This window comes from Vibrio splendidus, assembly GCF_003345295.1.
Classification (GTDB): domain Bacteria; phylum Pseudomonadota; class Gammaproteobacteria; order Enterobacterales; family Vibrionaceae; genus Vibrio; species Vibrio splendidus_K.
In genome coordinates this window covers 1,418,371-1,439,142 of sequence record NZ_CP031056.1, presented here as the reverse complement: position 1 = coordinate 1,439,142, position 20,772 = coordinate 1,418,371, and the positions used below count along the sequence as shown (strand labels likewise).

The window sequence follows — 20,772 nt, the reverse complement described above, 5'->3', positions numbered from 1 at the left end:
CCAAATGCGGGCTTTGTAATTAAGGCCCGCAAAAATTCCGAAAGGAACAGCAAAACCGTACTGGTGAAGATACACCGGACGGCAACGTATTTAGGTCAATCGATCTAGTCAGGACAAATAATAAGGGGCGAGCTCGCTTGCCCCACATAACGTGAAAGCTAACCAGCATACAGTAATAACGAATGCTTCAAATGACGGCAACGATCGGTTCTGAATGGCTAGCAAAATCCTATAACTATAAGGTGGTGAGCAAAATGGATGCACATCGTTCTACCTACACTGAATCAGCATTACGTGACGCAACGGTCGTCATGGCACCGGAAAGGCTAGGTGCGATGCACCAAACACGTATCAGCTTTGTAAGAACTCTGATTCGTAAAATGGCGCAGCAAGAATGGAAAGTGACGAAACATGAATGGCAATTAGACGCTCAGGGTTTTGGTCATGTTATCTATAAACTAGCGACGCCAAACCATGTTTATCATTTGGTTGTTTTTTGCGATGAAATTGCAGATGACGAACGAAATGACCGTGTAATTGCTGAAAAGTGGGACGTAACGTTTGCGCTTGTTCTTGGTGATGTTGATGTCACCCTACTTGAAAGACTTCGTGCGAATGTACCGCTTCAAGAAGCCGGCCGTAATCCAAATAACGTACTTGTTTTAGCGCGTGCAAACAAAAGTGTACGTGTGTTTGAACACATCGTGAGTCACTTGGCGAAAGGTGTTCAACCAACGCCAAAAGAACTGGCTGAAGTAGGCTACATCCTAAGAACCACTGCCGTTTATGGTAATGGCAAATTTGGCATTGCAGACTTTAAAATCTTGGAGAAAAATGAAGATTTTAATCAGTCATTTAGTGCGCAAATGTGTGCAGTTTATATGCTGCGTGAGTTCAGCCTAGATTGGGTTCATTACCTAGCCGAACAACAGGGCGGTGAACAAGCGATTACCTTGCATCGAGGATTACAACGTTACCTTGGTGTTGGCAATGCGACTGGCTTGGGTATGGCGCCATACCTTATTAACCACCCTAGTATTGTCGATCAGTGGATGACAACCCGTGAACATGCATTGGCGGACGTGTTGTCCAATCAGACTGATACGTCGTTGATCGAGCCACTACGTACCTTAGTTAAAAAAGCGATTTGTCATTTAGAACAAGTCGTTACCATCAATGAAACACAGCAAGAGCTGAACAAAGCCGCTGTTGATGATTTGAAAGAAACAGAGCAATCGCTAGAAACGTCTGTCAGCCAGTGTGATACATGGTTGCAGTTAGTCGAGCAATCTAAGCAAATGAGTATGGAAGCCCAAGAAATCCTTATCTCATGTTTGATGGAATTGTACCCAGAGTTAGTGGACGCCCATCAAGAGCAAATGAATTGCAGCGAAACATTGTCACTTCCTAGCGGCAAAAAGATTCAAGACCTTCTTGTTGTATTAGAAGAAAAGTACCGTTGGGCGATCACGACTGACTTTACTAAAGCAGAGAACAACTATTGGTTCTGGTATCGCTCTCAAGACAAAGAAGAGCCAAGACTCGGAGTTCGAGGCGAAGAGCTAGGTGAAGAGCGTGAATTGCCTTTAGATATCGGCCGTCAAGCTTACCGTTTGTACCACGCTTTATTGCAATTCGCGCCTGAGCTTTCATTGGCTGAATTCCTTGTTAAACAGCCGCAGCATCGTGCAATCGCACGCCGTGTGTGGACGCTAGGTAACAAAGCGATGGGCGACATTCAAATGAATGTGTTGCATCAAGATTCACCACCAATGCACTTGTTGCGCTGTAAGCTTGCGATGTTTGGTGCAACAAAATTTGATCCTCGCTCAGATCGCTGGGTACGAGTGACGTTTTTCCAAGGTGCACCATTGCTTGATGAAATTCATCAGGACGAATGGGTGTTCCCAATATTACCAAGTGAAGCTGAACTGTCTGGTTCGCAAAATGTTTCAATTCACAGCACAAATGCGAAAGGCCAACATGGAGGTAAATCGTTATGATCGTTTCTCACAATGAACTGGTAGCGGCCGTCAATAAAGCCTTTTTGGGTATGCGTCGTACATGTGGTGAAGCTGATGTGATAGCGAACATGGTGGCAGATTTACAAATGGTCGGTTTGGATGGAGTTCGTCATTTTAACAATGCGAGCAACTTTATGGGTCTTGAAGACGATTGCCCTGTAGACATTCAAGTGCGCAGCGATAATACCGTTGAAGTTGACCTACACAAGGCGAGCTTAGCCTGTCATCTTCCTGTGATTATGGACTATTCGATTGAAAAAATGGTTGGTAAGAAGACGCTGAAAATTGAGCTAAATAACTGCCACAACCGTTGGTTGGCGTATAGCGAGCTTGTAAAACTGGCTGCGAAAGGCATCGCGTGCATGGCACGTTGGGATAACGGCTCTAGCCCTAAGAGCACTTTGTATGTGCTTAATCGTGGTTGCGTTGCACCAGAACTGTTTTTATCAGATTTGCCACTGGCATCGGTCGAACATATCCACAATATGACCATCGAACTTTCCGTCCAGGATTTCGATATCGAACGTTTGTCAGATGGCTACCAAACACACATTGAATCAGAAGCGCTTTTTAAAACTCAAGAGAAAGCATGGAACGATGGCATTGAGGTGGATGATGGAGAGTGGGCGGCACTGAAAGAGACCGCTACCGCAATCCTAGTTCAGAGCAGCGAACGCTCGACTCAAGGTGCCGGTGAACTGACGGCTTCGTAGTCGCTAGATTTATTAGGATCATTAGAACTAACAGGTTCGATAGATTAACGGCAAATAAGCGAGTTAGTTTATCAACACAGATAAAACCAAAGAGCTTAACGTATCCTCACCTCGTTAAGCTCTTTTTATTTGCCTCGCGCTTTGGATTTTCTTTACCTCATTCTTTTGCTCTCTCGCTGGATCAGCCTCTTCTAAACTGACTGTTTTGACACACGTTGTTACCCGTTGAGAGGTAATTGAACAATTAAACGAAGCACGTTCACATTCATGTTAAACAAACGGTTTCATTTACAAGCTACTATGCGTATCTTGCTCATATGGGTGCCAAAGGGCGCCATTTTTATTCGTACCAATGACTTTAGAATCAGATAAAAAGGAATGAAGCGTGCAAGCTAACTTTATTGATGGAACCACCCTGTATCGTCAGCACTCTTTCGAGTTGCCACTTGATTATCAAGCCAAAGATGGACAACAGATCCAAGTCTTCGCACGTGAGTTGGTTGATGTTACAAAAGACGCACAAGAACTGCCGTGGTTGATCTATTTTCAAGGTGGGCCAGGCTTTCCTTCTCCACGAGTAAGCGGTCAATCAGGCTGGCTAAAGCGTGCATTGCAAAACTATCGTGTTCTGCTTCTTGACCAACGCGGCACAGGCAACAGCACGGTTATCAGTCATGAAACGTTGGCGCACCTTTCTCCAGAACAACAAGTCGAGTACTTAACGCATTTCAGAGCCGACAATATCGTTCGTGACGCTGAAGCGATTCGTGAGCAGTTTGGTGTTAAACAATGGTCGACGATTGGTCAAAGCTTTGGTGGCTTCTGTACACTGAGCTATTTGTCACTGTTCCCACAGAGCTTGCAGCGTTGTTATGTGACGGGCGGCATTCCTTCTATTGAACGAGAAGCTGACGATGTTTATCGTGCGACTTACAAGCGTGTAGAAGACAAAAACAGAGCTTTCTTTGCTCAGTTCCCACAAGCACAAGCTATGTGTCGCGAGATCTCTGATTACCTGCTCAACAACGATGTGAGACTGCCAAACGGTCAGGTGTTCACAGTTGAACAGTTCCAGCTAATAGGTATTAATCTTGGTGGCGGCGAAGCAAACCTTCCAATGTATTTCACACTGGAGAGTGCGTTTGTTGAAGTGAACGGAAGCAAGCAGCTGAGCTACAGCTTCTTAAATCAAATGCAGCAAGAGCAGGGTTACCTAACGAACCCAATCTACGCTATTTTGCATGAATCGATTTACTGCCAAGGTGCAGCGTCAAAATGGTCGGCTCACAGAGTTCGTGAACAGTACCCACACTTTAACTACCAATCGGGTAGCGAGTTCTGGTTTACCGGAGAAATGGTGTACCCATGGATGTTCGACCAACTAGAAACGCTGAAGCCATTACGTGAAGCGGCAAACATGTTGGCTGAGAAATCAGATTGGGGTTCTTTGTATAACGCAGAGCAACTGAGCAAGAATACGGTTCCGATGGCATGTGCGGTTTATGCGGATGATATGTATGTAGAGCTGGATTACAGCCGTGAAACGCTAGCCAATATTCCAAACTCAAAAGCGTGGATCACTAACGAGTACGAACACAATGGCTTGAGAGTCGATGGCGAAAGAATTGTCGATAAACTAATGACGATGGTTGAAGCGTTAGAAAACCTGCCAAAATAATTAGACGATTTACGTTAGAAGCTGTTTACGTTAAAGCTGTCTACGTTAAGAGCTATGTACGTTAGAGGCTATCTAAGTCAACGTTAAAAGCTATCTACGTTAGAAACAAGAAAACGCTGCATCCGTGCAGCGTTTTTTTTATGTCATCAAACTCTGTTTTTCTCAGTATCGTATTGATAACTAAAGCGAGTAAAGCAGAGAATTTAAGAACCGGGAGGGATAGTTCCTAAACTCATTAAGGTTGGATGACGATATCTTGATTTTCAGTGGTCGATAAGCTGGCGCGGTTCTGTTCGATAAGTTGAGCCGCATAAGAGGGAGTCACAGCTTGAATTTCGCCTTTTGAACGAATAGTTAGTGCTTCCCACGCATGATCACGGTATTTGCCTGTTTGTGTATATTCAATAAGTACTCTCATGATTCTTCCATCCGATGTGTGGTTAACGTGCTACTAACATTAGCGCCATTGTTGAGGTTGCACACCTGTTAAAAATGGAACATAAGATTAACCAAATGAGAATGCGTGTAACTTGAAAAACAGGCCCGACTGCACTTATCGTACTTAACCGTACTTATCGTAACCAACCGTCCTTATCGTAAATAGCGTCCATAAAAAACGCTGCACAATGGCAGCGTTAAAGTTGAGATAGGTTGAAGGTTGTTTAGCTGTTTTCTAAGCCAACAATCTTGCGTGCAGACATCACTGCACTATCCAAGTCGGTCAATCTACCAGCACTTGCTGGACCAAGAACTGATGAATATAAAGCCAACTGCTTCTCAAATGATAAATCTAATTGGTTATATAGATTTTGGCGGATTTGAGCGTGTTGCTGTGGCTTTGCGCTCGACAGGCCTTCCAACGTATCGTAGATGAGTGTAGTTGTATCCATAACTGTCCTTAGTACATCTTTAGAAAATTTTGCGTATTATGCACTTGGTATCATCTTTGTTCTGCGAGATTGATCGCATTATGTGCAGCTCTGCTTAATTGTGTAATCAGTTAGTTACAATTGTGTTGTACGGCAAAGTGTCGAAAACTCGGGTTATGGTAAAAAGAAAAGGAGACGCACTGGTCTCCTTTGGGTTTATTAATCAATATTAAAACTTACTTGCTACTTGCTGAGCTAATCGAATACGTCGAGAAACTAGCGAATGTTAATGTTCTTATCTCGATTTTCGTACATTTCAGGTGTGGTGTGTAATCCTCCAGCGTAACCTGCTGCTTCAAGTGTTTCTCTTACCTCTCGTACGTGCTCCGCCGTGACGGGTTCCTCTCTATCTCCAAGGTGCAATCGCACGAAGGTGATCAACTCAGCCAACCTTTGATCCGACAGCACATCTTCAAAGCTTGCCATTGGCATGAAGTTTCTGTCTTTGTCGAGATAGGTGGGTTGTAGGCCGCGCACAGTCACCGCAATAGTGTTAAATGGGTCGCTGTGCATGATAATGCCGTTATTCAATAGCGTAGGGGCGATAGGGTCGCGACCTTTACCATCGTCACCATGACACGCTCCACAGGTTTGACGATACGTGGTGTAAATATCAGTCGCGTAAGAGTCTTCATCAAACCCTTTAGGCTGTAACTGAACGGCATCACTGGCAATGGTGTTGTTGATATCCCCACTGAGTAGGTAATAGGACATCGACTCGATATCTTCACGTGTCATCAAGCTTAGGCTGTTTTTCACTACATCAGCCATACCTGCAAAAGCTGTGCCTTTGTCTGAATGTCCTGTGTGTAAGAAATCGGTGAGCGTTGCTTCATCCCAACCATCGACATACAGTTCATTGGCCGTGATATCGGGCGCATTCCAACCGTCAATCAAGTTACCTTGGAAAATACGTTCTGGTATCAGTGCTTGGGCAATGTTTCGTGGCGTATGGCACTCCGAACAGTGACCAAGCCCCGCTACCCAATATTTGCCTTGTTGCCACTTATCGACATTCTCAATTTCTCCTTTGAGCTCTTCTGGTACTTCATAATCAATCGGGTCGGTATCCATAAATACGATATTCCAGCCAAGCAAACCTAAGCGAATGTTGGATGGAAACATCATGCTGTTGTCATCATTGCGTCGTGGCACGGCGGTGATTGACTGCATGTATTCCCACAAATCGACCATGTCTTGGTCGGTGAGGTATTGATAAGAGGTGTAAGGCATTGCAGGGTACAGGTAACCATTCTGACCTTTACCTGCAACTAACGCGGCTCGGAAGTCATCAAAGTCATAAGTCCCAATCCCTTCGGTGGTGTGTGGCGTAATATTGGTTGAATACACGGTGCCGAAAGGGGTCACAAACGGTAGGCCGCCAGCAAAGGGTTCGCCACCTTCTGCACTATGACAAGCTACACAGTCACCGGCATACGCTAGGTATTCACCACGTTCAACAGACTGAGCTTCTAGGTTCGCGAGTCTTTGTTGCTGCTCTGAGCCCGCATGTCTAATGTAAGCACCCAGTGCGAGTATTTCGTTCTCGGTGAGCTGCTCATCAAACGCAGGCATTAGGTTGTTCAAGCCTTTGTTGATAGTGTGTTGTATCTCTTCAATACTGCCGCCGTGCAACCAAATATCGTCTGAGAGATCAGGCACGCCAATCTCTGGGTTCGCAACAGAACCATCAGCGTGACAAGACGAGCAGTATTTTACAAACAGCTCTTTGCCGACTTTAACTTTTACTTCTGGAACATCGGTATGGCGTTGATTGAGGGAAGCTAAGTAGTAAGAAACCTTAGCCACTTCATCGGGGCGCATGATTTCGCTCCAACCTGGCATAGCACCGTTCCGACCTTTGGCGATCGAATGAATAACAGCTTCATCACTGCCACCGTAGAGCCATTCTTGGTCTATCAGGTTAGGGAAGTGTTTCTGACCTTGAGCATTATCTCGGTGACAAGCAGCGCAGTGAGTTTGGAACAGAATCCTACCGCTGTTCACGATCTCTGGGACTGCAGCTAATCCCTCTAACGTAGTTTCGCTGGTTTGTGCAAATTGCTCATTGAGAGTGGTGGATGGTGAACTGAGCTTATCATCACTTTGTTCCCAATCGACTAATCCTTCCCATTCGCCAAGCCCGGGGTAGAGCACCAAATAACCAGCAGACAAAAGAAATGCGACCGCATAGCTTACAAATAACAGCTTAGGTGGAGGCGCATCTTTCTCTTCAATACCATCAAAGGTGCCAATGGTGTGGTCGTGATCGGCCTTGTGATTGCTACGCCAGTATTTAACGACAACAGACACCATCAGAATAAAGAATATTAAGGTTAAGAGTACCGCCCATAGATTCCAGAATGTGCTCATTGTGATACCTCCTGTGACGTATCTTTACCCAGGCTTTGTAAATAGTGAATCAGCGCTTCACCTTTGGTTTTGCCTCTTACTTGCAATCGGGCGTCACCAATTTCTTGATCGGTATAAGGCACACCTAAGGTACGTAACACTTCCATTTTTGCGCTGATATCATCGCCTGTAAGCGTTTGTTCAAACAGCCACGGGTAAGAGGGCATGATCGATGTCGGTACGACTTTTCTAGGATCAGTTAGGTGAATAACATGCCACTGGTCAGAATACTTTCTACCTAAGTTAGTGAGGTCAGGACCAGTACGTTTAGAGCCCCACAAGTTAGGAAACTCATAGATATCGTCGGCTTCTTGGTTCGGACGACCATTACGTTTCACTTCTGGCTCTAGAGGGCGAACCATTTGGGTGTGACACACATGGCAGCCTTCACTGATGTAGATGTCTCGGCCTGCTAACTCAATTGGTGTGAGTGGCATCGCTAAGCTGCCTTTGGCAATATCATCGCCACGGACAATGCTTGGCACTACCCAGACCAACAAAGAGAAGGAGGCCACGACAACGGTGGTCAAAATTAAAATGACGATTGAATGTGTAAAGTCTTTACTCATCATTTAAGCCCCCTCATTAACGGTATGTTTAGCGTCGTGTACTACTGGCATACGAACCGTTTTGTACAAGTTGAATGCCATTAAGAACAATCCAAGTACAAACAGTGCACCACCAAAGAAACGCATGAATAGCCAAGGTGCTTTAAAGTCCATCGCTTCTACAAAACTGTAAATCAGTTCGCCATTTTCATTTTGAGCGAGCCACATATAACCCTCACCGATGCCTGCGATCCAAAGTGCTATCGCATAAATTGCGACGCCAGCATGAGCGAGCCAAAAGTGCCATTTAATCAGTCGTCGTGACCAAAGAGCGGTTTGGCCCCATAAGCGTGGAATGAAATAGTAAAAAACCGCTATCCCTGACATTCCAACCCATCCGAGAGCTGCGGAATGTACGTGACCGATGATCCATTCGGTGTTGTGTGCCACCATGTTGAACCAGCGAATAGCGAGTAGGGGACCTTCGAATGTCGCCAAGCAGTAGTAAAGAATTGCTGAGAAAAAGAATAAAAGAATGTAGTCGGACTTCAGCTTTTCTTTGTTTTGTAGAAGGGTCATTGCGCTATTGAACGCACCGGCCCAAGAAGGGAGCCACAGGATCAAAGACATTACGATGCCGATGTTTTGAATCCAGATAGGAACGGAAGAATAAACTAAGTGATGCGTTCCGGCCCATGTGTAAAAGCCGACTAAGCCCCAGAAGTGAATCACGGATAAACGATAGGAGTAGATAGGTCGATCCGCTGCCTTGGGTATGAAATAGTAATTCATACCAATCACACCTGCTGTCAATAAGAACCCAACGGCATTATGTCCCCACCACCATTGCACAATCGCGTCTTGAGCCCCGGCAAACACAGAGTAGGACTTCATCGCCAATACTGGCATTGCGAGGTTGTTGACGATGAAAATCATGGCAACGACGATAATAAAAGCAGCAAAGAACCAGTTAGCCACGAATATATGACTGACTTTCCGTTTCGCGAGGGTACCAAAGAAGAGCACCGCGTAGAGCACCCAAACCAAAACAATCAGTAAGTCGATTGGCCATTCAAGTTCTGCATACTCTTTTGAGCTGGTGTGGCCTGCGGGTAAGGAAATGACTGCAAGCAATAAAATGAACTGCCAGCCCCAAAATACCATCCATGAAAGGCTTTTGTTGAATAAGTCACAGTGGCCTGTTCGTTGGGCAATGTACAAAGAGGTTCCCATTAAAATATTGACGACGAAGCCGTAGATTACTCCAGATGTATGCAGCGGACGTAGTCGACCAAACTGGAAGTATTGAGAGTCAAAGTTTAATACCGGCCAATATAACTGCGCGGCGAGGATCACGCCGATGATCATACCTACAATCGCCCAGATTAAAGAGGCGATGATAAAGTATCTCACGACCTTGATGCTGTACTGCGTTGTCACTTGTTCCATAACAAGGCTCCTTGCCTACAGTTTTGAATTGCTGACTTCGTCTGTATCGTTAAGCGAACTTGGGTCGTTGCCAAGCATTGAGTAGAAATACGAAATATCTCGGATGTCTTGATCGGAAAGCGTGTCGGCTTGTTGCTGCATAAGTATCGCCAAACCGCTGGTTCTTTCTCTGGTCTGGTAATCTTTTAAAGAAGAAATGAGGTAACCGACCTTCTGACCTCGAAGGTTAGGGTAGGGATCTTGTGTCGAGATACCATCTTCGCCATGACAGGTCATGCATACCTTGGCTTTTTGTTTTCCCAATTCGAATTTTTCATTATCGGTTTCCGCATAAACTGGATGCGTTACGAGCGTCATTAAAAGGACGGAAAGTGCGGTTATGGGGTTAAACTTGTGTGTATTTAAACTCATTACTGGTTCCCTTGGTTCTAAAGTTAACAAGCGATTTTTGGTTTAAGAACTGTGTTGCTTGGCTGTGACAACCTGAACGAAAGCTATTGGAAAGGCTCTAAATATAGATTCGTTCGATTAAAGGTTATGCAGCGTTGAGCATTCCCGCTACTTGTTGAGCCATATTTATTATTAAATTTACAACTTGATACGTATTTACCTGGTCAATTGGATTACTTACCGGGTTCGAAAAGTAATGTTATTGATAATAAACATCGTTAAACAGAGAATTTTTGAAGGGTAAGAAGCGTCGCACTGCGGATTTGAATACGGTATTGATGAAAAAGCAGAGGAGAGTCTTCAATTAATGTGAAAGCTATACGATTAACGTGAAAGCTATATGATTAACATGAAAGTTATGTGATTGAAAAATTAGCTAATAGCGAGGCAAGTCAAATGCTCAATATAGGCTAGACTAAATTTAGTGACCTTTTTAAATGGAGTTTAGAATGAGAACTGTACTTTTGTTTGCCCTCTCGCTTTTTTCGTTTTCCAATTTTGCCGCTTCAGAGTTAACGGTTTTCGATCACTTAGGTCAAAAACATGAGTTAAGTAGGGACCAACTTCTTTTAATGCCTCAAAAAGAAATCACCACTTTGCTACCTTGGGTTGATGGTAAGTCGGTTTATAGTGGTGTGACGCTACAAACGATTCTTGAAACCATTGATTTACCAATATCGTCGCAAGTGACGTTTGTGGCATTGAACGATTATAAAATTACCGTACCTAAAGAAGATTTTGATGATTATCATCCGATTATCGCTATCAAACAAAATGGTGAGTTTATGTCAGTAAGAGATAAAGGTCCTTATTGGTTGATCTATCCACTTTCTTCAAATCCAAGCATCAACAATACGGATTTCCATGCCAAGATGATTTGGCAGATACGAGATATTCATTTGTAAGGGATTACTATGAAAAAGCTGCTGTCATTGGCTGCCATTAAAATTGTCGTGTTATCTTTAGCGGCGGTGGTGCTCGCCGTAAATATCTACAGTGTCACGCGCATTAACGACATCAATAAGAGTTTTTCGAGTCGACAAAATGAAGCAACGTGGTTCGTTTTTCAGTTAGTAAAAGAATACGCCAACTTCTTGATGGTCAGTCGCTCTGACACCATCGATTATGATGAATTATGGTTAGCGTACGATATTACTTGGAGTCGTTTTGATATTTTAATAAACAGCACTGAATCGTCTAACTTCATTAAGTCAGCCAACTTTAGACCTTACTTTACAACAGAGTTTGAAAAGTTTAAGGCGTTAGAGTCTTCAATTAAGCTAGTCAACGAAGGCGTCCTTCCTAAAGAGTCGTTACAGAAAAAAATCGATATTTGTTATCACACGTTAGTGGGCTTTATTAATGAAAAATTTCGCCTACAAAGCCCAGTGATAGAGGAAAACACCTCCATGGTCGACAAATTGGTCATGATCCATCAAATCAGTAGCGCGTTTCTTGTTTTAATATTGATGATGACGGGAGCTATTTTTTATATCGATTTTTCCGCTAAACGAAAACTCCGTTCGACCGATTGTATTACAGGATTTCATAATAGAGTCTCGCTAATGAAATTTGTAAAAAATAATTACTCGAGAGACAACAACTTCGATCTGTACTTCGTGCGAATCAGAAATCTTAGCGAGATTAATCAAAAGTATGGGCTTGAATATGGCGACTTAGTCGTGAGTTCAGCCGCTAAGTCTCTTACGGCAAAGATCCCTGAAAGTGCTATTTCGTTTCGTAGCAGTGGTAGTCAGTTTTTGTTCTTTATCCCTGATCACTTACATGCGAGTGGTGAAATACAGGAGAAATTTAACGAGGTGCTCAGTGATTATATTTCGGCAGGTAATTTAGAATTGATGATTGACGCTGTAGTGAGACATAAGAAAAATATAAGTTCTAAAGACATGATGGAGTTGGTCACCACCATGCAAGGTTAATGCTCTTTCATGTGAGAGCATTATTGAGTTTACCTGAGCTGTTTAATTCATTCTCCCCATTCATTAATCGCTTTGCTCGGTTCCTCTTCGTTCAGCCGCGTTTAGGTTGAGCAATGTATCGCTCGTGTCCAATCTTTTATTTAGTCGTTTTACGTTTCTATTGACTACTTGATATCGCTTTAATTAGATTCTTCGTTCGTTTAATTTTCACCATAAGAGCAACGTCAGAACTGATTTGTTCACTTCGGACCTTATCTTGGATGAGATGGATGAGATGGATGAGATGGCGAACTCTCTGCGCTGCGGATAATAGTGGCAACCAATACGAATTCGAAAATATGAAGCGATGTATTGAGGTTATTTTTTCTGAGTTAGAGAAACAATTCTTTCGTCAGGACTAGAATCTACAGTGGATTGAGGGTCTAAGATTTCCTGAGGATTATGGTCTCGAACAAACTCGATAAATTGAAGGTATGTTAATGGTTGGCTGAATAAGTAACCTTGTATCAAATCGCAATTCGCCTCTTTGAGATGTCGATATTGCTCTATTGATTCCACACCCTCACCGACAACTAAAGTGTCACAAGAATGGCCTAAGTTAATCATTGATTCGACCATCTTGCGGCCGGCTTTGTCGTTTACGATATTATCGATAAAACTCTTATCCACCTTTAACTCATCCACAGGGTAGTGGAGAAGTTGATTAAATGCGGTGTAGCCAGTACCAAAATCATCGAGGGACACTTTTAGTCCTAAGCCTCTGAGGTTTTCAATAGTTTGAACCGTAAGTTTTGTACTTTTGACATAACTGGTCTCGGTAATTTCGATAATAATCTTGGCCGGAGGCACTTGATATCGTTCAAGAACTTTACGAATGTTATTTGCAAAATTGCGGTTATATAACTCCATTGCTGAAATGTTGATGGATAAGGTACCTTCGTACTTGTGAACCTCTGACAGCTCTTTATAGCTCTTGATTGCGGTACTAATCACCCACATGTCGAGTTTTGAAATTAGATTACTTTTTTCAGCGACAGGAATGAATTCATCGGGTCCGGCATTAATACTAAACAAAGCAGGGCAACGGATAAGGCACTCTGCGCCATCGATGTGAAGTGTTTGGGCATTGAGAATAGGCATGAAACGGAGTTCAAAATTGTCACTTTCACAACATTCCAAAAGCCTTTTCTCGATGACATCATGTCTCTCTAATGTGTGTAATAACTCTTCGCCGTAAATAACGCGACTTTCGCCATCACTGTGAGACTTAGCATTGATCAACATCTCATCAATACATCGATGCCAAATCTCTTCAAATTTTGGTGTGTCGACAGGCAATACGCCTGTTGCAACCGAGAGCCTAAATCCATAGTAATCAAGGAAAGTGGTTCCGGTCAGTGTGTTGTTGATGTTCTCAATTTCTTCGCTTATCGATTGATGTTCATCGATTTCCAATATGGCAATAAACTGGTTTCCCCCGAGCCTTGCAAGAGAATAATCACTACAACTAAAGCCCAAAGACGATTGTTGGTTCTGTAGCGTTTCTCTCAATGCTTTAGCTAGGCTAATTAGCACATTATCACCTACTTTTGCACCGTATAAATCATTGATTTTTCTGAAATCGATGATATCCCAACAAACCAGATAGCAACGTGAGTTCATTGAACTTTTTAAACGTACATCAAGGTGACGTATGAACGAACGTCGGTTGGCTAACTTAGTGAGTTGATCAAACTCAGCTTCGAATTTTAATTCCGTCAACGAGTCAATGTACGCGTTCTTTAAGCCATCAATTTCACTTTGCCCAGACGACCGCTTGAAATAACGAAGCTTTAACCCACCGATAGATATCTCGTGCAATAAGCCTTTGAGGGGCCGCACAAGTTGGTATCGCACAACCAGGTGGACAATTAACATGATTATAAAGAGAGTAGCTAAGCAGCCAAGTAGGGTCTGTTTGGCGATGATGGCTTTCTCATGATTAAACTTTTTCTCGCGAATGTTAACTTGAGCAATGAGATGACGGCTTGTCATCTGTACATTGATGCTTTCGTTAGTTTGTTCAATGGACTTGATGACGAACTGAGTATTTTCGATGTTGGCAACGTCTGATGAAGGTTCAATCAATAGCTGCATATTGTCATCATCGTTGTATTTGATTAACAAGCTAGAGAGTTGCTTTAAGGGCCCGTCGGCAATCAATATGTATCGATTTAAACTGTTATTTGCACGTTTATCCTGGGGGAGTAAATAAGGATCAATTGCAGCAACATAAGCGTACCTAAGCTCACCACTGACTGAGATATAAGAAAAACCTTCGTTTGATAGTTCCTTCTTATTTATCAATGAAGTATATATGTCGAAGATTTTTTCATAAATATTATCGGGAATTTTTAACCCTTCGAAAGGGTCGGCTCTCAATGTAGACAGTGTTAATTTAAACTTGGGATCTATGATGTAGATATTACGTTGTCCAAACTGGCTAACGTGGTTCTGGTTTATTACGCGCAGTACTCGTTTTTCAAGGAGAGACAGGGTGGTGTAATCACTAGGGTTTTGAATGTAGCGAAGAAACTGTAACGACGACCCGATATCTTTAACTAACAAAGACAAACCGAGTTGTTCATACTCAGCAGCAACTAACGCAGTGTTAACGTCAGATTGTACTTTGTCGAGGTACATGTGTTTCGCATGGTTTGATGCGAAATTATAGGTGACCATTCCCGCTATCGTAAAGACAAATAGCAGTGTTGGTATGAGTACGAAATACAGCTTTTTCAATACTGGCATCAATTATCTCAGACTGTCGACAATACGGTTACGAATTTGAATGCTATTAGGTTCTAATTGTTTATATAGGTAGCTGCGATCTAATATCTCTTTACTAGGAAAAAGTTCAGGGTCATTTTGATACTCTTGAGAGGTCAACTCTTTTGCTTTTGTACTAGGGGTTGCAAACCATGAATCCATCGCGTTTTGAGCGGCGATATTGGGTTGAGATAAGAATGTCATTATTGTGGTGGCTTGTGAAGATAACGCTCCGTTGTTAATTGCTGCGATACACTCTAGCCACAAAGTTGTTCCTTCTTGAGGCACGACATATGCCCAAGATGAACCAGGCTCGGCATCATTGAGCGCATAGCTATCGCCTGAATAACCGTAGGCGAGGTCAATGTTTGAGAGGCGTTCAGGCTGGTGAATATAATCGATAACGTATTCGTTGCTTTCAAGATGCGGCTTCTGTGTTTGTAGGGTTTTATACGCAACGCGCAGTTCTTGTTCGTTGTTCGTGAACGGATCAAATTGATGTGCCAACAGTGCAGTGCTCACTAAATCTGTTGCTTCGTAATACATACTTATTTTGCCACTGGCTTTTGTGTCGGGATCAAGAATGGCATTCCAAGATTCGGGAGTAGTAACTTTATCGCTTCGATACAAGATACCTGATGTCCCCCAAGCATAAGGGATACCGTAATCTCCACATCCATCAACCCATCTAGAATCAAAGTTTCCTGCAATGGATTGTTGCAAGTCTTGGAGGTTGTGGAATAGATTTTGTTCGGCTAACGCTTTAAGTTTTACACTTTCTACAATAACTAGTTCAAAAGCGCCTCGACGTTCGCTCAATAAAACTTCATCTCTTATTGACTCATCAGAGAAGTACTGTTGTTTCAGCGAAATATCGTAAGTATCGCGTAACTGAGTAATGACACGATCAGATAAAAACTCATCCCAATTGTAGAGGTAAATTTCATGGGTTTGGCCAAGTGCAGAGCCAGTTAAAAAGGATGATGATGCAACAATTGAAACATAGAATGTTTTCACTGACGGATTCCTTTCGTACTGTGATTAATTAAATCGTAGCCCAATTCTTGAGACATAGTTCAAATTTAGGCCTCTTATTTTAGTACAACCTAATGCATTGCACGTGAACAACAATTTTCTGACTCCAAATAAGCGAGTTATTGAGCCTTGGTCAAAAGCTCACTAAGCTAAATCGTGGTTTGATAATCTAAACATTGAAAAGCTTATTATTAGGAAGTCTCGTACCTAACAAGACTGATTAAAACGTGTTGTCTGTCTGATCCTCTTAGTATCTAAACATTAACAGTTAACCAATAAAACCCAGTATCCAATTATTATGCAATAATAATGCATTAAATTTTACAATAAGGACATTGGTTTATGGATGCGGGTTTAGTCGGAATTTTTGTTACCGTGGCGATTGCTCACTTTCTAGCGTTATTGAGTCCCGGGCCAGACTTTGTGATTGTGGTGAAGAGTGCTGTTCGAAATAAGGGAAGAAAAGCATTAGGCGTTGCATTCGGTATTGCCAGTGCGAATGCGGTTTATATTGCTTTGTGCTTGGTTGGAGTAGGGTCTATTCTAGCGGCTTCCGTTTCCGTTATGATTGTACTGAAGATCATTGGTGGTGTGTTTCTTGTTTATCTTGCTGTGCAAGCGATAAGAGCGAAGAAATGTAATTACAGCAATATGGATGTTACCGAAGGAGATAGCTTCAACCAAACGACTTTTCTTAAAGAATTCATCACGGGTTTTCTATCAGGAATTCTTAATCCCAAAAACCTTTTGTTCTATTTGAGCTTATTCACGGTTGTGTTGAACAATGACATTGGCTTCATGTTCAAGCTCGGGCTGGGAGTTTGGATGACGGTGGTTGTCTTTGTGTGGGATGCAGCAATCATATTCCTTTTATCGGCACCTAAAGTTCGTCGAGAGTTCACACGTGTTGCTTACTATATTGATAAAGTGACAGGAGTCATGCTGGGTCTGCTTGGCTTGACCATTGTGAAATCTGCTTTGGTACGTCAGTAGATTCATCATTACTGAGTAACATACGCTTGTGGCACGATACAATGCCTATGTGCCGCGAATGTGTGCTTGTTACCTACCAGGCTGATACGTTTTAGCTCTTATCTGCCCGATATTAAACCTTCTGCTTAATCCGCCTATTATTTTCATAACTCTTTGTTTATCATTCCTTACTTCTTAAATAAGTATTAATTATGTTGCTGTTGAACACTTGTAGCACGGGGTGTTTGTGCTTATTGTAGGCAATAATATTTATCCAATATAAGAGCTAGGAACTATTGTGAATTTAGATATATATCAAGTGGACTCGTTCACAGCTCAAGCTTTTAAAGGAAACCCAGCTGGGGTCTGCATTTCTCAAGATCTACTTGATGAGTCACTCATGTTCTCAATCGCTGAAGAGATGGCGGTATCTGAAACCGCTTTTCTCGCGCTTAACACTATGACGCTTAAATGGTTCACGCCAGAAGTAGAAGTGAAACTATGTGGACATGGTACTTTGGCAACCGTCCACGTATTGAAAGAGCAAGGGTTAGTGAAAACGGGTGATAAGGTAGTATTTGATACTTTGTCTGGTGAGTTATCTGCCACGGTTCGTGAATCGTCTATCGTGCTTGATTTTCCTAGCACTCATTTATCGCCGAGTCTGGAACCCGATCAAGAATTGCTCGAACACCTTGGCTTGGAGTTCAACCAAGTTGTTTCATTTAGAGAGTTTGATTCAAAGCAGTTGATCGAAGTCGTTGATGAGCGCGTTCTATTGGATTTGTCGCCAAACTTTGATTCCTTGAAACGCATGGATGGTAGAGGTGTTGTGGTAACGGCAGTTCCATCAAATCCTGAACTTGATTTTGTTTCTCGCTACTTTGCGCCATGGGTGGGTGTTAATGAAGACCCCGTCACTGGTTCGGCACATTGTGCATTGACGCAGCACTGGGCAGACAAGCTAAACAAAAGTAGTTTCAATGCTTATCAGGCGTCTCGTCGTGGTGGCTATATGTCGACAGAGTTATTAGCTAACGGGCGAATAAAGTTAATCGGTTCTGCTATCACTGTGATCAGTGGTGTGTTGAAACTTTAGTTCTCTGTTGAAGCTTTAGATCACTGCTGCCGTATTTTTGAATTAACCAAGAGAGTTTCTTTGGCTATTCATGGTTGAACGAAACGGCTCGGCGTAATGTTATTATTGAAGGAATCACCGTGTCAGCCTTTTATCTTTCTCAAGTATTAGTCGCGATTGCGATCTGTTTCGATCTTTTGTCATTCCAGTTTAAGGAAAGGAAGAAAATCGTCACTTGTCTGTTCTTTGCTGGTGTGCTTATTTCGAGTCACTTTATTCTTCTCGAACAATGGACAGCGGCGAGCCTAATGACGATTGCCACTGTTCGCTATTTAACGAGCGTGTTTTCTACATCGTCTAAGTTTAAATATTTGTTCTGTTCCATGTCGGTGGTCGCAACGGCCGTGACTTACTCAGGATTAACCAGTGTATTGAGCTGTTTTGCCTCGGTGTTTCAAACCTTTGCCGCCTTCAATAAAGATGACCGTCGATTAAGAGAGTTGATGATCATCGGAACCAGCTTTTGGCTAGTTCACAATTACTTAGTAGGCTCTCCTACTGCTGTACTGATGGAAGCACTGTTTATCTGCAGTAACTTGGTGGGTTATTACCGTTTTTACTTCAAAAAGAGTGTTGCTGCCTAGGTTTCGGCTTTCTACGGTTTATTAAGTTAAAGAACCACAAGATTTAAAGCGCAGCACCAGATTACAGTTAACAAGGATTAGGATAGTTCGATGTCTAATATTTACGCTGATGTTCCTTCGTCGATACCCAATGAAATCTTCAATGACCTGATCGCTAACGACAATGTTCGAATTGAAAGGATACTGTCTCACGGGCACAGTTCTCCTGAAGAAGGTTGGTATGATCAAGATGAGCATGAATGGGTGATGGTTATTGAAGGGCAAGGGGTCATTGAATTTGAAGATGGACGCGTTGTGACTTTATCAAAAGGGGATTACATCAACATTTCCGCAAGAGAAAAGCACAAGGTTATTGGTACGGACAAAGACATGGTGACGATCTGGTTGGCTGTGTTTTATCGTTGAAACTCTTTGTTCTATAGTCGACTCATTCAGAGAGCACATAGGGATAATACTTTACCTGTCCAATACACTAGATACATGAAAGGACTATGTCGTGGTTAGAATTCGAAATTACCAAACCAGTGATGCTAAGGCGTTGTGGGAGATTTACTTTCATACCGTTCGCAATGTTAATGTTCGAGATTATTCTCAGCAGCAAGTAGAAGCTTGGGCACCAAGTAGCTTTGACTCTGAGCTTTGGCAAAAGCGTATGAACGAGTTACTACCTTTTGTGGCTGAGCTAGATGGTTGCGTTGTTGGTTATACTGACCTGCAACCCAATGGCTTGATTGATCATTTCTTCTGTCATCATGAATGCCAGGGTAAAGGCGTTGGAAGAGCGCTAATGGAACATGTTCTTGCTGTTGGTCGTGTTCGTGGTGTATCGCGGTATTTCTCTGAAGTAAGTATTACCGCAAGGCCTTTCTATGAACACCTTGGTTTTAAGGTCGTTAATGAGCAGGAAGTTGAAATGCGTGGCGTAAAACTCACCAATTACGTGATGGAGAAGGTAGTGCCTTCAGACGAACGGTAATCTCATTTTTGTTACAGTTTTCACCTGTTTTTGGTTCTCTTCTTAAAGAAAAATCATCACTTTAGCGATAATATTCACTGCAACTAATTTGAGTGAAGGAAGTAATGTGGGAATTGAAGCTTTAGCGTTTGTGATGGACGCATTAATAACAGCATGCTGCATGTATATCGCCTCCAAAATGTCTTTCGTGGTCGCAGACTTTAAATCCCTTCTTACTATTGCTGTAATCGTTGCTTTGGTGTCATTGATTCCGACAGTGGGTTGGGTGTTGGGGTTGATTCTGTTTGTGTTCCTTCTCGGGAAAGCGACGCACTCTAGTATTGGTGATTGCATCTGGGTGGTGGTCTTCACGAAGGTGGTGTCGATGGCGGTATTTCTAATATTCGGCCGCTTGTTTGTGTAACTCGGGTTCTTGTTGATATAGTTCTTGATGATATAAAGGCAGCCTAGGTTGGCTTGAGACCGTTATTAACTTTTTAGTTAAAAGATGAAAAGGGCGTGACCTGTCACACCCTCTTAAAAGACTTTGACCGATATTGTGTTTCTTATTTAGGCAACAGCACAGCGTCAATCACATGGATAACACCGTTGCTAGCCTCAACGTCTGGCATAATAACTTTGGCGTTGTTTATCATTACGTTGCCGTCATCTATCGCTATCATTACCGCACCGCCTTGAACCGTCACTGCGCTATTTAACTTCATAACTTCAGCGGCCATGATTTTACCTGGTATTACATGGTATGTGAGCACTGCAACTAATTTGTCTTTGTTTTCTGGCTTCAACAACATGTCGACCGTTCCTTCTGGTAACGAAGCAAATGCCTCATCAGTGGGAGCTAATACGGTGAAAGGGCCTTCACCTTTCAATGTGTCAACTAAGTCCGCTGCTTTTACTGCCGCCACTAAAGTATTGAAAGAGCCGTTTTCAGCCGCAACATCAACGATGTCTTTCTTCATCTCGTGGTGGTTAGCGTGAGCAAAAGCCGTAAAAAGAAGCGTCGCAACTAGCACTGATGTGGTTTTGATTAATTTGTTAAACATATTGTCTTCCTTTGAGTTTTGTCCGTTATTTTCGAGAAGTTCTACGAAAGCTTAAAAGCGATAGATCAACTTA

At 42.7% G+C, this 20,772-nt stretch carries 20 protein-coding genes; 11 read left to right on the top strand and 9 right to left on the bottom strand.

Going from position 1 to position 20,772, the window contains the following annotated elements:
- Positions 1-191 precede the first annotated feature (191 nt).
- The 3 genes from DUN60_RS21930 (at position 192) to DUN60_RS21920 (ending at position 4,415) form a co-directional block, all read left to right on the top strand.
- Positions 192-2,003: a hypothetical protein gene (locus DUN60_RS21930; protein ID WP_114635448.1), complete on the top strand. Its 1,812-nt coding sequence runs from the start codon at positions 192-194 to the stop codon at positions 2,001-2,003.
- The gene (locus tag DUN60_RS21925) at positions 2,000-2,737 is read left to right on the top strand and encodes a DUF3726 domain-containing protein (protein WP_114635447.1); all 738 of its coding nucleotides are present in this window, start codon (positions 2,000-2,002) and stop codon (positions 2,735-2,737) included. The genes DUN60_RS21930 and DUN60_RS21925 overlap by 4 nt, the downstream gene beginning before the upstream one ends.
- 385 nt (positions 2,738-3,122) lie before the next feature.
- Complete coding sequence (locus DUN60_RS21920) at positions 3,123-4,415, top strand: alpha/beta fold hydrolase (protein WP_114635446.1); 1,293 nt, start codon at positions 3,123-3,125, stop codon at positions 4,413-4,415.
- 235 nt (positions 4,416-4,650) lie between these two features.
- On the opposite strand, the gene DUN60_RS21915 is transcribed toward DUN60_RS21920, so the two are convergent.
- The 6 genes from DUN60_RS21915 to DUN60_RS21890 all read right to left on the bottom strand — a co-directional run bounded on the left by DUN60_RS21915 (position 4,651) and on the right by DUN60_RS21890 (position 10,164).
- Positions 4,651-4,833 (bottom strand): hypothetical protein, encoded by a 183-nt coding sequence (locus DUN60_RS21915; protein WP_004730424.1) that lies wholly within the window; start codon positions 4,831-4,833, stop codon positions 4,651-4,653.
- Positions 4,834-5,077: 244 nt separating this feature from the next.
- Complete coding sequence (locus tag DUN60_RS21910) at positions 5,078-5,305, bottom strand: PAS factor family protein (protein WP_004730426.1); 228 nt, start codon at positions 5,303-5,305, stop codon at positions 5,078-5,080.
- 255 nt (positions 5,306-5,560) lie between these two features.
- Positions 5,561-7,717 (bottom strand): cytochrome c, encoded by a 2,157-nt coding sequence (locus DUN60_RS21905; RefSeq protein ID WP_114635445.1) that lies wholly within the window; start codon positions 7,715-7,717, stop codon positions 5,561-5,563.
- Positions 7,714-8,328 carry a cbb3-type cytochrome c oxidase subunit II gene (locus DUN60_RS21900; protein ID WP_114635444.1) on the bottom strand — a complete coding sequence of 205 codons (615 nt, stop codon included), beginning with the start codon at positions 8,326-8,328 and terminating at the stop codon, positions 7,714-7,716. The genes DUN60_RS21905 and DUN60_RS21900 overlap by 4 nt, the downstream gene beginning before the upstream one ends.
- A complete protein-coding gene (gene ccoN / locus DUN60_RS21895; protein WP_114635443.1) occupies positions 8,329-9,753 on the bottom strand; it encodes a cytochrome-c oxidase, cbb3-type subunit I in 1,425 nt (474 codons plus the stop codon).
- A 15-nt stretch (positions 9,754-9,768) separates the two neighbouring features.
- Complete coding sequence (locus DUN60_RS21890; protein ID WP_114635442.1) at positions 9,769-10,164, bottom strand: c-type cytochrome; 396 nt, start codon at positions 10,162-10,164, stop codon at positions 9,769-9,771.
- A gap of 488 nt (positions 10,165-10,652) precedes the next feature.
- Here DUN60_RS21890 and DUN60_RS21885 point away from each other — a divergent pair, with 488 nt between their 5' ends.
- Together DUN60_RS21885 and DUN60_RS21880 are read left to right on the top strand one after the other, a co-directional pair.
- Positions 10,653-11,108, top strand: coding sequence for a putative pterin-binding protein (locus DUN60_RS21885; protein ID WP_065206011.1), 456 nt, complete (start codon positions 10,653-10,655; stop codon positions 11,106-11,108).
- Positions 11,109-11,117: 9 nt separating this feature from the next.
- Positions 11,118-12,143 (top strand): diguanylate cyclase domain-containing protein, encoded by a 1,026-nt coding sequence (locus DUN60_RS21880; protein WP_114635441.1) that lies wholly within the window; start codon positions 11,118-11,120, stop codon positions 12,141-12,143.
- Positions 12,144-12,500: 357 nt separating this feature from the next.
- Here DUN60_RS21880 and DUN60_RS21875 read toward each other — a convergent pair whose 3' ends face one another.
- Positions 12,501-14,933, bottom strand: coding sequence for a putative bifunctional diguanylate cyclase/phosphodiesterase (locus DUN60_RS21875; protein ID WP_114635440.1), 2,433 nt, complete (start codon positions 14,931-14,933; stop codon positions 12,501-12,503).
- Between the two features lie 3 nt (positions 14,934-14,936).
- Positions 14,937-15,968: an extracellular solute-binding protein gene (locus DUN60_RS21870; RefSeq protein WP_114635439.1), complete on the bottom strand. Its 1,032-nt coding sequence runs from the start codon at positions 15,966-15,968 to the stop codon at positions 14,937-14,939.
- A 360-nt stretch (positions 15,969-16,328) separates the two neighbouring features.
- Here DUN60_RS21870 and DUN60_RS21865 point away from each other — a divergent pair, with 360 nt between their 5' ends.
- The 6 genes from DUN60_RS21865 (at position 16,329) to DUN60_RS21840 (ending at position 20,059) form a co-directional block, all read left to right on the top strand.
- Positions 16,329-16,979, top strand: coding sequence for a LysE family translocator (locus tag DUN60_RS21865; protein ID WP_114635438.1), 651 nt, complete (start codon positions 16,329-16,331; stop codon positions 16,977-16,979).
- Between the two features lie 277 nt (positions 16,980-17,256).
- Positions 17,257-18,057: a PhzF family phenazine biosynthesis protein gene (locus DUN60_RS21860; RefSeq protein WP_114635437.1), complete on the top strand. Its 801-nt coding sequence runs from the start codon at positions 17,257-17,259 to the stop codon at positions 18,055-18,057.
- Positions 18,058-18,176: 119 nt separating this feature from the next.
- On the top strand, positions 18,177-18,680 hold the full coding sequence (locus DUN60_RS21855) for a YgjV family protein (protein ID WP_114635436.1): 504 nt from the start codon (positions 18,177-18,179) through the stop codon (positions 18,678-18,680).
- A 90-nt stretch (positions 18,681-18,770) separates the two neighbouring features.
- The gene (locus DUN60_RS21850; RefSeq protein WP_114635435.1) at positions 18,771-19,085 is read left to right on the top strand and encodes a cupin domain-containing protein; all 315 of its coding nucleotides are present in this window, start codon (positions 18,771-18,773) and stop codon (positions 19,083-19,085) included.
- Positions 19,086-19,176: 91 nt separating this feature from the next.
- Positions 19,177-19,656: a GNAT family N-acetyltransferase gene (locus DUN60_RS21845; RefSeq protein ID WP_016785165.1), complete on the top strand. Its 480-nt coding sequence runs from the start codon at positions 19,177-19,179 to the stop codon at positions 19,654-19,656.
- 106 nt (positions 19,657-19,762) lie between these two features.
- Positions 19,763-20,059, top strand: coding sequence for a hypothetical protein (locus DUN60_RS21840; protein WP_102453607.1), 297 nt, complete (start codon positions 19,763-19,765; stop codon positions 20,057-20,059).
- 142 nt (positions 20,060-20,201) lie between these two features.
- On the opposite strand, the gene DUN60_RS21835 is transcribed toward DUN60_RS21840, so the two are convergent.
- A complete protein-coding gene (locus DUN60_RS21835; protein WP_114635434.1) occupies positions 20,202-20,699 on the bottom strand; it encodes a fasciclin domain-containing protein in 498 nt (165 codons plus the stop codon).
- Positions 20,700-20,772: the final 73 nt, after the last annotated feature.

What these genes read in the sequence shown, in the direction of transcription:
- DUN60_RS21880 (WP_114635441.1), top strand. Translation starts at nt 11,118, where the DNA reads ATGAAAAAGCTGCTGTCATTGGCTGCCATTAAAATTGTCGTGTTATCT.
- DUN60_RS21885 (WP_065206011.1), top strand. Translation starts at nt 10,653, where the DNA reads ATGAGAACTGTACTTTTGTTTGCCCTCTCGCTTTTTTCGTTTTCCAAT.
- DUN60_RS21865 (WP_114635438.1), top strand. Translation starts at nt 16,329, where the DNA reads ATGGATGCGGGTTTAGTCGGAATTTTTGTTACCGTGGCGATTGCTCAC.
- DUN60_RS21925 (WP_114635447.1), top strand. Translation starts at nt 2,000, where the DNA reads ATGATCGTTTCTCACAATGAACTGGTAGCGGCCGTCAATAAAGCCTTT.
- DUN60_RS21835 (WP_114635434.1), bottom strand. Translation starts at nt 20,699, where the DNA reads ATGTTTAACAAATTAATCAAAACCACATCAGTGCTAGTTGCGACGCTT.
- DUN60_RS21900 (WP_114635444.1), bottom strand. Translation starts at nt 8,328, where the DNA reads ATGATGAGTAAAGACTTTACACATTCAATCGTCATTTTAATTTTGACC.
- DUN60_RS21910 (WP_004730426.1), bottom strand. Translation starts at nt 5,305, where the DNA reads ATGGATACAACTACACTCATCTACGATACGTTGGAAGGCCTGTCGAGC.
- DUN60_RS21930 (WP_114635448.1), top strand. Translation starts at nt 192, where the DNA reads ATGACGGCAACGATCGGTTCTGAATGGCTAGCAAAATCCTATAACTAT.
- ccoN (WP_114635443.1), bottom strand. Translation starts at nt 9,753, where the DNA reads ATGGAACAAGTGACAACGCAGTACAGCATCAAGGTCGTGAGATACTTT.
- DUN60_RS21905 (WP_114635445.1), bottom strand. Translation starts at nt 7,717, where the DNA reads ATGAGCACATTCTGGAATCTATGGGCGGTACTCTTAACCTTAATATTC.
- DUN60_RS21875 (WP_114635440.1), bottom strand. Translation starts at nt 14,933, where the DNA reads ATGCCAGTATTGAAAAAGCTGTATTTCGTACTCATACCAACACTGCTA.
- DUN60_RS21850 (WP_114635435.1), top strand. Translation starts at nt 18,771, where the DNA reads ATGTCTAATATTTACGCTGATGTTCCTTCGTCGATACCCAATGAAATC.
- DUN60_RS21890 (WP_114635442.1), bottom strand. Translation starts at nt 10,164, where the DNA reads ATGAGTTTAAATACACACAAGTTTAACCCCATAACCGCACTTTCCGTC.
- DUN60_RS21915 (WP_004730424.1), bottom strand. Translation starts at nt 4,833, where the DNA reads ATGAGAGTACTTATTGAATATACACAAACAGGCAAATACCGTGATCAT.